Source organism: Mesorhizobium sp. M1406 (assembly GCF_040317555.1).
Taxonomy (GTDB): domain Bacteria; phylum Pseudomonadota; class Alphaproteobacteria; order Rhizobiales; family Rhizobiaceae; genus Mesorhizobium.
The window spans coordinates 1-13,181 of record NZ_JAMYKW010000038.1; the positions used below are offsets into that span (position 1 = coordinate 1).

A 13,181-nucleotide genomic window follows, 5' to 3' on the forward strand; every position below is an offset into this window, starting at 1 on the left:
CAACCGAACAAGCGCGCCTTAAATTGGCCAAGGCCTATCCAAAGCCAACGGCCAAAGAGTCATAATCCCTGTGCAGAGGTACTAGCTAGAGCAGTTCACCGTTTCACGGAAACGGCGAACCGCTCCAATTTCTTGTCTTAACGCAATTCCCAAGGGAAAGCGTTACGCGCTTTTCCCGGGAAAACCGTTTCACACCTTTCCTGGAATTGCTCTAAGCGGTCATTCCGCGGCTTTGCTGGTCGCCTGCTGCTGCTCGTCGGCCTCGGCCGCTTCCTCGAGCCTGGAGGCGATGAGTTCTTTGATATCGCCGACTTCCTCCTGGATATCTTCCAGGGGTATGCCGACTTCGGCCGCCTTGGCGGCGCATTCCTTGGCCAGTGTCTCGGCCTGCTTCTCGATCCGGGCCTCGGAAGGCTGGCAGTGGACCTTTTCGCCGATCCATTCCTGCAAGAATTCGATCGCGTGTTCACTCATACTGCTATTCCCTTGCGGCAAAGCCGGTTGGTAATCATAAACGTCGGCACCCCGCAAAGGATGCATGTCCCCATTCCAGCCGAGTCGCGGCCATTCGGCAAGCCGATGCCGTCCAAGGTCCACAGAGCCATAGGAAATCGAGGGGTCAAGAACATTTTCTGATTCTGGAGGAGTCGGTACCGTTGGCTGGGTCTCGCCCAGCGTTGCGCATTGTTTCTATTTGCTTTTTTCCGGTTTCCGGGCCGATTTTCGTCACAATAGATGGCGCAACACACAACACATTTACAGTTGCTTCGGGGTGCTGCCCTCAGGCACGCGGGTCGAAGCCGCCGCTATATAGTGACATCCTCATGCAATGTCGACTCCGCTCGCCATGCTGCTTCTTTCCGCCGCGCCGAAGGGCGGAAACAAGCTTGGATGGACAACCTTGCCGCAGGGTTCAAGCTTCAGACGTGCACAGCCAAGACCGCCGCGCAGTCGCCGGCCTTGACCAGGCCGGGGAAATGCCGCGCCGCCAGCATGCCCGACATTTTTGCCCGGATTTCCTGGGGGGCGATGCCGGTGCGACCGGTGGAATGGATGCGGGCCAGCACCGCGCCTTCTTCGACGGGCTCGCCAAGATCGATCATGGTTTCGATCATGCCGTCATCCTCGGCGAACGAAAAACAATCGCCCGATGGCATGTCGAGCCACTGCGTCGGGCTCTTCTCGACCGCCCCGGCAACGATGCCGGTATGACGCAGCACATTGAGAATACCGCGCCGCGCGATCCGTACGGTTTGCGCGCGGGAGGTCCCGCCGCCGCCAAGCTCGGTGCTGACAAAGACCTTGCCCATCTCCTCGGCAGCCGTGTCGTACATGCCGACAGCGTCGATCTCGATCATGCGCATCGAGAACGGGGCAGAAAATGCCGCAACCGCGTCGAAAGCTTTCTGTTCCAGTGGCTTGTCGGGCAAAGTGTGCGCGGCGCAGAACGGCACGAAGTCCAGTGTCCTGCCGCCGGAATGGAAGTCGAACACGATGTCGGCGCGAGGCAGCAACTCACGTTGAAAATAGTCGGCGATCTTCTCGGTCACCGTGCCGTCCGGCCGGCCGGGAAAGCTGCGGTTCATATTGCCCTTGTCGATCGGCGAGGTGCGGGTGCCGGCGCGGAAGGCTGGATAGTTCATCGCCGGCACGATGATCACGGTGCCGCTGACATGCTTGGGATCGAGCGTGCGGGCGAGATCGTAGAGCGCCAGCGGCCCCTCATACTCGTCGCCATGGTTACCGCCGGTCAGCAGTGCTGCCGGCCCCTCGCCGTTGCGGATGACGCAGATCGGGATCATCACCGAGCCCCACGCCGAATCGTCGCGGCTGTAGGGCAGACGAAGGAAACCATGCTGGACGCCGTCACGGTCGAAATCCACCGTCGGCGCGATCGGTGATGAGCGTAGACTCGACATCCGGTTCAATCCTTCACCACCAGTTTGCGCGGCACATTGGCCAGGCACTCTACACCGGTTTCGGTGATCAGGATGGATTCGGTGATTTCCAGTCCCATCGTCTCCAGCCACAGGCCGGTCATGAAGTGGAAGGTCATGCCCGGTTTGAGGTCAGTGCGGTCGCCGGGACGCAGGCTCATCGTGCGTTCGCCCCAGTCCGGCGGATAGGACAGGCCGATCGGATAGCCGGTGCGGTTGTCCTTGACGATGCCGTATTTCTTCAGCACGTCGAAGAAGCCATTGGCGATATCCTCGCAGGTGTTGCCGGGTTTCGCTGCCGCCAGGCCCGCTTCCATGCCCTCCAGCGTTGCCTTCTCGGCATCGAGGAATTCCTGCGTCGGCTTGCCGAGGAAAACGGTGCGCGACAGTGGGCAGTGGTACCTGTTGTAGCAACCGGCGATTTCGAAGAAGGTGCCCTCGCCCCGCTGCATCGGTTTGTCGTCCCAGGTCAAATGCGGCGCCGAGGCGTCGACCCCCGACGGCAACAACGGCACGATCGCTGGATAGTCGCCGCCAATTCGCCCCTCTGGGCCGTCGACGCCGCGCGTGCCGGCATCATAGATCTCGGCAACGAGATCGCATTTGCGCATGCCGACCTCGATCTTGTCTACGATGCGCTGGTGCATCGCCTCGACGATGCGGGCGGCCTTGCGCATATAGTCGATCTCGGTCGGGCTCTTGACCGCGCGCTGCCAGTTGACCAGTGCGGTGGCGTCGACGAAGCGGGCGTTGGGCAGATGCTTCTGCAGCGATGCGAAAGCGGCGGCCGAAAACCAGTAATTGTCCATCTCGACGCCGATGGTGAGCTTGCCCCAGCCGCGATCGGCAAGCACGCTCGACAAGAAATCCATCGGGTGGCGCTCGGTCGACTGCACATAGTGATCGGCATAGCCGACGATGTTGTCATGGGCGAGATAGGCGGTCCGCTTGGCGCCGTTGGCGTCCTGGCCGCGGCCATACCACACGGGCTCGCCCGAGGGCGGCACGATGACGGCCTGGTGTACATAGAACGACCAGCCATCATAGCCGGTCAGCCAGGCCATGTTGGATGGATCGCTGACGATCAGGAGATCGACGCCCTTCGCTTCCATGGCTTTCCGCGTCTTGGCTAGGCGATCCGCATATTCGCCTCGCGAGAATTTCAGGTTCGGCTGCATTGTTCTTGGTCCTCGTTTGTTGGGCCTGGAGCCTGTTTCAACTTCGTTGAGTCCGGCTCCAGATAATTTTGCTTGAGCATGATCTTCTCGGGAAACCGGTTTCCATTTTTCCGGATCATGCTAATTTTCTTGTTTGAGCATGATCTCTTCGGAAAACCGCTTCCCACTTTTCCGGATCATGCTCCTGCGGCCAGCATCAGCTTTCGAAAATGGTCCCGGAATTGGCCGCCCGCGCACGGTCGCGGGCGAGCGTGGCTATCGCCGTATCCTGCACGCCGGTGCCGGTCAGGTCGGCAATGGTGATGTCGCCGGCCGAACGCCGGCCGTGTTTTGCGCCGGCGATGATCTGGCCGAGTTCGGTCACCTCCGCATCTCCAGCCACCACACCCGCCGCGATGGCATGATGCAGTTCGCCCAGGCGCCGCGTCTGGGGGGCACTGTCGGCGACATAAAGATCGGCCATGCGCAGGATTGCCGGGGCGATCTCGTTCTTGTGCTCGGCGTCGGAGCCCATCGCGGTGATGTGCTGGCCCGCGGAAACAAACCCCGCCTTGATCAGCGGCTCGGTCGACGGCGTGGTGGTGACGATTATGTCGGCGCCGACGACCGCGTTTGCAGGGTCGGATTCGACGCGCACGGTGATGCCGAGCTTTTCGCGCAAGGCAGCGGCGGTCATCTCTGCCTTGGCGGCATCGCGCGCCCAGATGCGTGCCTCGGCGATCGGCCGCACCAGCATGAGTGCTTCAAGTTGCAGCCCGGCCTGGATGCCGGCACCGAAGATCGCGGCCACTGAGGAGTCCGGCCGCGACAGATGTTTGGCGGCGACGGCACCGGCGGCGGCCGTGCGGATGTCGGTCAGATAACCATTGTCGAGCAGCAGCGCCTCGACCAGACCGGTTTTGGCCGACAACAGCACCATCATGCCGTTGACGCTGGGCAGGCCGAGCTTCGGATTGTCGAAGAAGCCGGGGCTGATCTTGATGGCAAAGCCGTCGATGCCCGGCACATAGGCGGTCTTCACGTCGACCTCGCCGCGATGCTCGGGAATGTCGAGCCGCATGATCGGCGGCATAGCCACCGGCAGGGTGGCGAGCGCGCGGAAGGCGTTCTCGACGCAGGCGACGGCATCGAGATCGAGCGTCACGATCATGCGCAACTCGGCCTCGGTCAGGATTGTAATCCGGCTCATGCTGCGCGCTCCTTGAGCGACGGTGCCTCGCCGCAAACGATCTTGCGGTGCAGGTCCATGTCGATGTTGCGGCCGGAAAGCAGAACAATCACCGGCCCGCCCGACCTGACCTTGCCGGCGAGCAGCGCCGCGATGCCGACCGCGCCGGCGCCCTCGACGATCTCGCGTTCTCGTTCGTAGGCATGGCGGATCCCGGCGGCGATCTCGTCCTCGCCAAGCAGTATGACATCGTCGAGCAGGTCGCGGCACATGGCGAAGGTCAGCCGGTTGTCGAGGCCGATGCCGCCGCCGAGCGAATCCGCCAGCGTCGGCAACTCCTCCACCAGCACCGGATGGCCGGCATCGAGGCTGGCCTTCATCGCCGCACCGCGCGCCATCGAAACGCCGATGATTTTTGTCCCGGGATTGACGCCTTTGATGGCTGCGGCAACGCCGGAGGCGAGCCCGCCGCCAGAGAGCTGGACCAGAACGAGGGCAGCATCCGGGACCTGCTCGATCATCTCCAGCCCGAGCGTGCCTTGCCCGGCAATGATGGAAGGATGGTCGAAGGGTGGCAGCATCACCAACCCCTCCTGCGCCACCAGCCGATCGACTTCCTGCTGGGCATCGTCCTGGCTGTTGCCGACGATGCGGACTTCCGCGCCAAGCCGGCGGATTTCGTCGAGCTTGTTGCCCGGCACCAGCCGCGACATGCAGATCACCGCGCGCATGCCTTCGAGCTTCGCCGCATGGGCAAGCGCCCGGCCATGATTGCCGGTCGACGCCGCGACCACGCCGCGCGCCTTCTCGTCGGCGCTCAGCGAAGCGACGGCATTCGAGGCGCCGCGCAGCTTGAAGCTGCCGGTGGTTTGGCGATGTTCGAGCTTGAGGTGAACCCGTGCGCCCAACTGTTCGGAAAGACTCGGGGACAGCACGGTCGGCGTACGCTCGACCTTGCCGGCAATGCGCTCACGCGCGGCGCGAATGTGTTCTAGCGTAACCTGTGTCATGATCATCAATCACGCGGCAACGGCAGCGTCATCAGACGGCCGGATTCGGGATGGGCTGTCTCGTCGCCGCAAAGCCGCAGACAATTCCAGGCGGTCGCCTGGTTGCTGGTCACCACGGGACGGCCGATCGCCTTTTCCATGCCGGTGACCGCGAGGGCAGCACGCAGCGCCGTGCAAGACACGAACAGCGCATCGGCGCTCGCGTCGGTCGCCTCACGCGCCAGATCGACAAGCGCTGACGGGGCGATGCGCGCCATCTCGCGGTCGTCCTCGAAGCCGAGACAGGTGAAGCTGGCGATGTCGAACCCCCGCGCCGCGAAATAGGCCGCCATCGGCCTAGATGTCTCGACCGTGTAGGGCGTGAGAATGCTGATTTTGCTTGCGCCCAGCGCACGCAGCCCGCGCACGCCCGCCATCGGCGGCGTGACGACGGGCACGCCGGGTTTGGCGGCCTGGATTGCGGCCTCGATCTCGGCATCGCCGATCACCACCGAGGCCGACGTGCAGGAATAGCAGATGGCATCAAGCGGCTCATCCGGAAGGATCAGGGCCGCGCCCGCCGTCAGCGCCGGCTGCATCTTGCGCAGATTTTCCGGTGTCGTCGGGTTGGCGTAGGGAATGCGCGCGACGTAGACGCCGATCCGCTCGCTCGCCACCATGCGGCGAAAATCCGGCTCGCTGGTGTGGTCGGTGGCCAGGATGATCAGGCCGACGCGACGCTCAAGCGGGCGCGCATCCAGTGACGGCCGTTTCGGATAGACCTTTATCTCGGGCAAGGGTTTCATCGGTTACCTCTCGATCTTGCCGTAGCGGCGTTCCAGCCAGCGTAGCAGAATGACCGAAAACAGACTGATGACGAGGAAGAAAGCACCGACCAGCGTGATCGGCTCGATGTAGCGATAATAGGTGTTGGCGACGCTTTTCGCCTGGTTCATCAACTCCAGCACGGTGATCGCCGACAGCAGCGGCGTTTCCTTGAACATGGCGATGAAATAATTGGCCAGCGCCGGGATCATCGGCGGAATGGCCTGCGGAATGATGATGTGGGTCCAGGTCTGCCTGGCGCCCAGATTACACGCCTTGGCTGCCTCCCATTGGCCGCGCGGCACATTGTCGATGCCGGCGCGGTAGACTTCCGCCGTGTAGGTGCCGTAGTGCAGCCCGAGCCCGATGACACCGGCCACCAGCGGCGGCAACAGGATGCCGATGTCGGGCAGCACGTAGAAGATGAAATAGAGCTGCACCAGCAACGGCGTGCCGCGAATGAACTCGGCCAGGAAGCCGACCGTGCGCGACAACGCCTTGTTGGGCGAGCGGCGCGCCAGCGCGATGCCCAGACCGACGATCGCCGCCAGCACCGAACCCAGCAGCGTCGCCAGGATGGTGATCTTTACCCCCTGGATCAGCGTCGGCATGATTTCCCAGACGAAATTCCAATCCCATTCCATCAGCAGGCCCAATTTATCAGAAGGGCATTGGCCATCAGACGCGCACCCCATCGAGGCCGCGCGCCATGCGGCGTTCCAGCGAGCGCACGCCCCATGAGATGAGCAGCGCCAGGATGAAATAGATGAACAGGATGGTGGTGAAGGGCACCATGGTGTTACCGGTCTGGGCGCGCACCACCTGCGCCTGGAAGGTCAGGTCGGTGAGCGAGATCAGCGACACAACGGCGGTCGCCTTGAGCAGTTCGATGGCGTTGTTGCCGAAGGTGGGCAGCATCACCAGCAGCGCCTGCGGCAAGATGATGTGACGCATGGCTTGCCAGCGGCCAAGATTGAGCGCGGTGCAGGCCTCGTATTGTTCGCGGCCGATCGACTGGATGGCGCCACGCACCACTTCGGCCGCATAGGCGCCGACATTGAGGCCGAGCGCCAGCACGCCGGCCTGCAGCGGCGTCAGCGAAATACCGGCAAAGGGCAGCACGAAATAGGCCCAGAACAACTGCACGAAGATCGAGGTGCCGCGGAAGAATTCGATATAGGCGGTGGCCAGCGCGCGCAGCACGAAGAAATGCGACAGCCGTCCCATCCCGGCGAGAAAGGCCATGAACAGGGCAAGCACCGACCCCATCAGCGTCAGCTCGATGGTGACAAGCGCTCCCTGCAATATCAGGCCGACATAGCCGGACCACTGGGTCATCTAGGTTCCAACGTTTGGTTTAGCTCCTTCTCCCCGTTGACGGGGAGAAGATGCCGGCAGGCAGATGAGGGGCGGCGCTAAACTCTCAGAAGTTGGCGCTGCCCCTCATCCGGCCCTTCGGGCCACCTTCTCCCCGTGAAACGGGGAGAAGGAAAAAGAAAAGCCCTACTTCGCCGCGCAGAGCTTGTCGCGCGTCGTCGACATCGCCGCTGCCGCCGAGAAGCCGTAGGGCTCGATGATCTTGGCGAACTCACCCGATGTCTTCAGCTTGGCCAGTTCGACGTCGAAGGCGTCGCGCAGCGCCTCGTCGCCCTTCTTGAAGGCGGCGCCGTCGCAATAGACCGGCGCGCCCTGCACCGGCGCGATGACTTCGAGGTTCGGATCATTGGCTTTCTTGACCAGGTCGTTGATCGACAGAACAGGCAGCGAGTAAACGTCGATGCGGCCATCCTGCAGCATCTTCACGCCGCTCTGGCCATCCGGCACAACGATGACACGCTCGCGCGGCACGCCAGCATTGAGCGCCAGTTTCTCTTCGGTGCCGCCGCCGGGCGCGCCGATGGTTGCGGTGGCATCCTTGGCGACATCCTCATAGCTCTTGAAACCCTTCGGATTGCCCTTCTTCACCAGCATCGCCTCGGCGTCGCACAGCACCGGTTCCGAATAGGCAACGGCGGCGCAGCGCTCCGGCTTCATGAACAGGCCGGCGGTGACGACATCGAAGCGCCCGGCCTGCAGGCCGGGGATCATCGCGCCGTACTCCGAGATCGAGGCGACGATGTCGGCGACGCCGAGGCGCTTGAAGATCTCGCGCGCCACATCGGGCGCAGCGCCCGAAACCTTGCCGTCGGCGGCGACCGCCGTATAGGGCGGCTCGTTGGCGATGGCGACGCGGGCAAAGCCTTGCGCCTTGAGCTGCTCGAGCTTGCTGTCGTCGGCCGAACCGGCGGTCGAGGCGGCCAGCACCGCGGTTAGCGCAAGGCCGGCGACACCGGCCAGAATGCCAAGTTTCTTCATTGTTCCCAACTCCTTGTTTCTTGTCTTGCTTTTGTTCCGGATGGCCTCGCCACCCCTGGCATTGCGGTCAGACGCGTTGTCCGGCCGCGATGATCTTCTTCAGGAAGCCTTGCGTACGCTCCTGCTTTGGATTGCGGAAAATCTCGTCGGGTTTGCCTTCCTCGACGATCTTGCCGCGATCGAAGAACAGCACCCGGTCGGCGAAATCATGGGCAAAACCCATCTCGTGGGTGACCAGCAGCATGGTCATGTCGGTTTCGGCGGCGAGCTTGCGCATGACGTTCATCACCTCCTCGACCAACTCCGGATCGAGCGCCGACGTCACCTCGTCGAACAGCATGATCTTCGGCGACAGCGCGAGTGCTCGGGCGATCGCGACGCGTTGCTTCTGCCCGCCGGACAATTGCGCCGGCATGCTCTTGGCTTTGTCGGCCATGCCCACCATTTCGAGCAGTTCCATCGCCCGCTTTTCGGCGGCCGCACGCGGCGTGCCCTTGGTCAGCATCGGCGCCAAAGTGACATTGTCCATGACGCATTTGTGCGGAAACAGGTTGAACAGCTGGAAGACCATGCCGATCTTCTGGCGCATCCTTGTCAGGTGCCGCTCATCGGCGGGCAGCAACTGGCCGTTGCGCTCCATGTGGTAGAGTTGCTCGCCGTCGATCTGGATATGACCGCCATCGATGCGCTCCAGCGTCATCAGGATGCGCAGGATCGTCGTCTTGCCCGAGCCCGACGGGCCGATCAGCGCCAGCTTCTCGCCAGGCATGACCTGCATCGACAGGCCGTCCAGCACCTTGAACGTGCCGAAGCTTTTGGAAATGGCGTCGATCTTGATGATGGGCGTGGGCACTGCGGTTCCCCGTCCTGGAGAGGTCTATGCTCTTAACGATGCGGAACGCGCCAAATCATGTCAATTGGGAAAATAATATCATGACAATTATTCTGATTCCGCACAATTTCCGAGCACTTCGGCCTAGATAGCGAGCAACAGATGTTCCGGATCGCCAAGCAAAAGCTTGGTGACAACGCCGAGGCCGGCGCGCAGTTCCCCTTCAGTGGTCGAGCCCAGCGAGATGCGCACCGCCGGATGCCAGGGCGCATCCGAAATGCGGAAGGATGTGCCGGGCGCGATCGCCACGCCCTGCAGCCGGGCCTGGGCGACAAAACTTTCCTCGGCGCGGTCGGCGGGCAGTTGCAGCCAGACATGCAGCCCGTCGCGCCGGGCGCGATAGTCGACCCCGGCCAGCACCTCCGCCGCGATATCCAGCCGCCGCCGCAGCGCCGCGCGCTGCCAGTGGACAAGTTCCATCGCGGTGCCGTCGGTCACCCATTTGGTGGCGATCTCGGCCACCAGCGGCGTCGCCATCCAGTTCGAGACCAGATGCCGGTTGGCGACGGCGGCGACATAGCGGTCGGGCGCGGCGAGATAGCCGATGCGCAAGCCAGGCACCACGATCTTGGTAAAGGAGGTGACGTAGAGCGTGCGCTCTGGCGCAAACGCGGCGACCGGCGGCGGCCGGTCCTCGACCAGCGGGCCGAGCACATCGTTCTCGATGATGGCGATGTCGTGCTTGCGCGCCACGGCCGCGATCTGCTCGCGCCGCGCCGCATCCATCAGCGTCGCCGTCGGATTGATCACCGAGGGCTGCACGAAGACGGCGCGGATATCGGAAAGCCGGCAAGCCTCGTCCAGCGCTTCCGGGATCAGCCCACTGTCATCAATCGGCAGCCCCTCGAGGTTGAAGCCGAGATAGCGGGCCAGCGGCACCAGCGTATGGTGGCCGATCGCCTCGGTGGCGACCGTCGAGCCCGGCGGCGCCACGCTCATCAGCGCCACCGTCATGCCGGCTGTGGCGCCGTTGGTCAGGCTTATGTTCTGCGCGGAGGTGTCGAGCCCGCACAGTCGAAGCCATTCGACCGCCACCGCGCGGTGACGTGGAAACACCATGTTGGGACGGAACGAAAGTGCTGAACTCGACGGCAGATTCTCCGCCAGCCAGCCCAGCGCCTGCTTCAGCCGCTCCAGATGCATCGGTTCGCAGACAGGCTTCAGGATCGACAGATCGATGACTTCGCCGAGCCGCTCCGGAAGATAGGGCGGTTCCGGCTCGCGGCGCTGCGTCTGGACGAAACTGCCGCGGCCGATCTCGCCCGAAATCAGGCCGCGGCGGATCAATTCCTCGTAGGCGCGGCTGACGGTCTGCACCGAAAGTTTGAGGTCGTCGGCCAGTCGGCGGTGGGTCGGCAGCCGCGCGCCATTGGCAAGGCGCCCGTCATGGATGGCGCGCGCGAACTGGTCGGCAAGCGACTGATAGGCTGGCCGTCGGATGAGCTTGGGATCGGGACGCCACAATGTCATGACTTATTAGAGATCGAAATAGGTGCAATTGACAATCGAAATAATGCGCCCTCATGGTACCGTCGACGAAAAAGTGGGCCCTTATGACTTCAGCGAAACTCGACCCGATCGACCTGAAAATCCTCGACGCCATCCAGCGCGACGGACGCATCACCAAGCTGGCGCTGGCCGAACAGGTCGGCCTGTCGCCGACGCCGTGCTGGATGCGGCTGCGCAAGCTGGAAAAGGCCGGCATCGTCTCGGGCTATCACGCCAGGATCGCCATGCGCGTCGTCGCCCCCGTCGCCACCGTGCTGATGGAGGTGACGCTGGCCAACCACCGCCAGGCCGATTTCGACCGCTTCGAGCGCGTCATCCGCGACATTCCCGAGATCGTCGCCTGCTGGTCCGTCGGCGGCGGCGTCGACTATGTGCTGAAGGTGATGGCGCGCGACATCGACGCCTACCAGCGCCTGGTCGATGGCTTGCTCGAGCGTGAAATCGGCATCGATCGCTATTTCACCTACATCGTCATCAAGACAGTGAAGGACGAGATTGCGCTGCCCATAGCCGACCTTTTGCCGGCGTCGGCTTGAGGTCGATCTCCCCTACTGTACACCCCAGGAGACTGATCGAAACGCCCGTCACTTCGTCATCCTGGGCGAAGCAAAGAGCGCAGCGACGCGGCGCAGACCCGAGGATGACGAAGGCGGGGAGCTTTCGGCCAATCTCCAGGGTTTAGTAGCGCCCATCGGCCAGTAGAGAGATCATCTGCGCCCACGGGCCAATAGAGACAATCTCTCTCTATGGGGCTGTCCAAACAGCCTCTCTGTCCGCATAGGACGGATAGTCTTCCCCGCATCATTCCGAACCGGGAGGCCTCGAACCATGTCCGCGCATTTTGCCCGCTTGCATCGCCATGAAGCGCTCGATCGCCTCGCCGACCGGCGGCTGCTGCGTGAGCTCGCCTATGTCGATGGGCACTGGACGGCAAGCGAAGCCGCCGGAAGCTTCGAAGTCACCGATCCGGCCACCGGCACCACCGTCGCTTTCGTCGCCGCGCTCGATGGCAAGCAGACGACAAAGGCGATCGATGCAGCCGCGCGCGCCTTTCCGGCCTGGCGTTCACTGTTGCCGCAGGAGCGCTCGAGGATCCTGCGAAAATGGTTCGAGCTGATCATCGCCGCAAAGCAAGACCTCGCTCTGCTGATGACACTGGAACAGGGCAAGCCGCTGCGGGAGTCGCTCGGTGAAATCGACTATGCCGCTTCCTTCGTCGAATGGTATGCGGAAGAAGCAAAACGTCTGAACGCCGAGAGCGTCACCAGCCATCTGCCGAACGCTGAAATGATGGTGCGGCGTGAACCGCTCGGTGTCGTCGGTGTCGTCACGCCGTGGAATTTTCCGGCGGCGATGCTGACCCGCAAGGCGGCGGCAGCTCTGGCCGCCGGCTGCACCATCGTCGCGCATCCCTCCTCGGAAACGCCGCTGTCGGCGCTGGCGTTGGCCGAACTCGGCGAGCGCGCCGGCCTGCCCGCCGGCGTTTTCAACATCGTCACCGGCAAGGCTTCGACCATCGTCGGACGGATGTGCGAAGATCCGCGCGTTCGCGCCATGAGCTTCACCGGCTCGACCGAGATCGGCCGGCTGATCGCCGCGCAAAGTGCGCCGACGATGAAGCGGCTGGTGATGGAGCTTGGTGGCCATGCACCGCTGATCGTCTTTGCCGACGCAGATATCGACAGAGCGGTCAACATCGCCATCGATGCCAAATTCGCCACGTCGGGCCAGGACTGCCTCGCCGCCAACCGCATGTATATCCAGCGTCCGATCTACGATCGCTTCTGCGCGGCTTTCGCCCAGCGCATCGAGACGCTGCGGACCGGCAATGGCCTTGCCGACGATACCGACATCGGTCCGCTGATGCATGAGCGCGCCGTCAAGAAGGTCGAGGAACAGATCGCCGACGCGCTGACCCACGGTGCCCGCTGCCTCACCGGCGGCAAGCGCCATGAGACCGGGACGCTATTCTACCAGCCGACGCTGCTGGCCGATGTCACCGATGAGGCGCTGATCATGCGCGAGGAAACCTTTGGTCCGGTTGCCGCCGTGACGCCTTTCGACAGCGAGGACGAGGTGATCGCCCGTGCCAATGCCACCGAATATGGCCTCGTCGCCTATGTCGTGACCGAGAACGGCGCCCGCCAGCAGCGCATGGGCCGCGCGCTCGACTACGGCATGGTCGCCATTAACCGCGTCAAGATCACCGGCGCGCCGATCCCGTTCGGCGGCGTCAAGCAATCCGGCATCGGCCGCGAGGGTTCGCGCCACGGGCTCGAAGCCTTCACCGATCTGAAGTATCTCTGCCTGGACATCGCTTAGATTTCG

The 13,181-nt window shown here is 63.2% G+C and carries 13 protein-coding genes; 2 read left to right on the top strand and 11 right to left on the bottom strand.

Annotated elements, in window-relative coordinates:
- Positions 1 to 219: 219 nt before the first annotated feature.
- From NKH03_RS24610 to ehuR, 11 genes are all read right to left on the bottom strand, one after another.
- Entirely contained in the window at positions 220 to 474 is a 255-nt protein-coding gene (locus NKH03_RS24610; protein WP_352971179.1) for a hypothetical protein, read from the bottom strand.
- A gap of 446 nt (positions 475 to 920) precedes the next feature.
- Entirely contained in the window at positions 921 to 1,919 is a 999-nt protein-coding gene (doeB, locus tag NKH03_RS24615) for a N(2)-acetyl-L-2,4-diaminobutanoate deacetylase DoeB (protein WP_352971109.1), read from the bottom strand.
- Positions 1,920 to 1,924: 5 nt separating this feature from the next.
- Complete coding sequence (doeA, locus tag NKH03_RS24620) at positions 1,925 to 3,115, bottom strand: ectoine hydrolase DoeA (protein WP_352971111.1); 1,191 nt, start codon at positions 3,113 to 3,115, stop codon at positions 1,925 to 1,927.
- A 196-nt stretch (positions 3,116 to 3,311) separates the two neighbouring features.
- Positions 3,312 to 4,304 carry an ectoine utilization protein EutC gene (eutC, locus tag NKH03_RS24625; protein WP_352971113.1) on the bottom strand — a complete coding sequence of 331 codons (993 nt, stop codon included), beginning with the start codon at positions 4,302 to 4,304 and terminating at the stop codon, positions 3,312 to 3,314.
- Positions 4,301 to 5,293 (bottom strand): hydroxyectoine utilization dehydratase EutB, encoded by a 993-nt coding sequence (eutB, locus tag NKH03_RS24630; RefSeq protein ID WP_352971116.1) that lies wholly within the window; start codon positions 5,291 to 5,293, stop codon positions 4,301 to 4,303. Before eutB ends, eutC begins: the two co-directional genes overlap by 4 nt.
- A 5-nt stretch (positions 5,294 to 5,298) precedes the next feature.
- Positions 5,299 to 6,078 carry an ectoine utilization protein EutA gene (gene eutA, locus NKH03_RS24635; RefSeq protein ID WP_352971118.1) on the bottom strand — a complete coding sequence of 260 codons (780 nt, stop codon included), beginning with the start codon at positions 6,076 to 6,078 and terminating at the stop codon, positions 5,299 to 5,301.
- Between the two features lie 3 nt (positions 6,079 to 6,081).
- Positions 6,082 to 6,741: an ectoine/hydroxyectoine ABC transporter permease subunit EhuD gene (gene ehuD / locus NKH03_RS24640; RefSeq protein WP_352871644.1), complete on the bottom strand. Its 660-nt coding sequence runs from the start codon at positions 6,739 to 6,741 to the stop codon at positions 6,082 to 6,084.
- Between the two features lie 34 nt (positions 6,742 to 6,775).
- Entirely contained in the window at positions 6,776 to 7,435 is a 660-nt protein-coding gene (gene ehuC / locus NKH03_RS24645) for an ectoine/hydroxyectoine ABC transporter permease subunit EhuC (RefSeq protein WP_352971120.1), read from the bottom strand.
- Between the two features lie 165 nt (positions 7,436 to 7,600).
- The gene (gene ehuB / locus NKH03_RS24650; protein WP_352871648.1) at positions 7,601 to 8,452 is read right to left on the bottom strand and encodes an ectoine/hydroxyectoine ABC transporter substrate-binding protein EhuB; all 852 of its coding nucleotides are present in this window, start codon (positions 8,450 to 8,452) and stop codon (positions 7,601 to 7,603) included.
- Between the two features lie 67 nt (positions 8,453 to 8,519).
- A complete protein-coding gene (ehuA, locus tag NKH03_RS24655; protein WP_352971122.1) occupies positions 8,520 to 9,305 on the bottom strand; it encodes an ectoine/hydroxyectoine ABC transporter ATP-binding protein EhuA in 786 nt (261 codons plus the stop codon).
- A gap of 123 nt (positions 9,306 to 9,428) precedes the next feature.
- Positions 9,429 to 10,814 carry a MocR-like ectoine utilization transcription factor EhuR gene (gene ehuR, locus NKH03_RS24660; protein ID WP_352971124.1) on the bottom strand — a complete coding sequence of 462 codons (1,386 nt, stop codon included), beginning with the start codon at positions 10,812 to 10,814 and terminating at the stop codon, positions 9,429 to 9,431.
- 83 nt (positions 10,815 to 10,897) lie between these two features.
- On the opposite strand from ehuR, the gene NKH03_RS24665 reads away from it, so the two are divergent.
- Together NKH03_RS24665 and NKH03_RS24670 are read left to right on the top strand one after the other, a co-directional pair.
- Positions 10,898 to 11,389 (top strand): Lrp/AsnC family transcriptional regulator, encoded by a 492-nt coding sequence (locus tag NKH03_RS24665; RefSeq protein WP_352871651.1) that lies wholly within the window; start codon positions 10,898 to 10,900, stop codon positions 11,387 to 11,389.
- A gap of 292 nt (positions 11,390 to 11,681) precedes the next feature.
- Positions 11,682 to 13,175: an NAD-dependent succinate-semialdehyde dehydrogenase gene (locus tag NKH03_RS24670; protein WP_352971127.1), complete on the top strand. Its 1,494-nt coding sequence runs from the start codon at positions 11,682 to 11,684 to the stop codon at positions 13,173 to 13,175.
- The last annotated feature ends 6 nt before the right edge of the window (positions 13,176 to 13,181 follow it).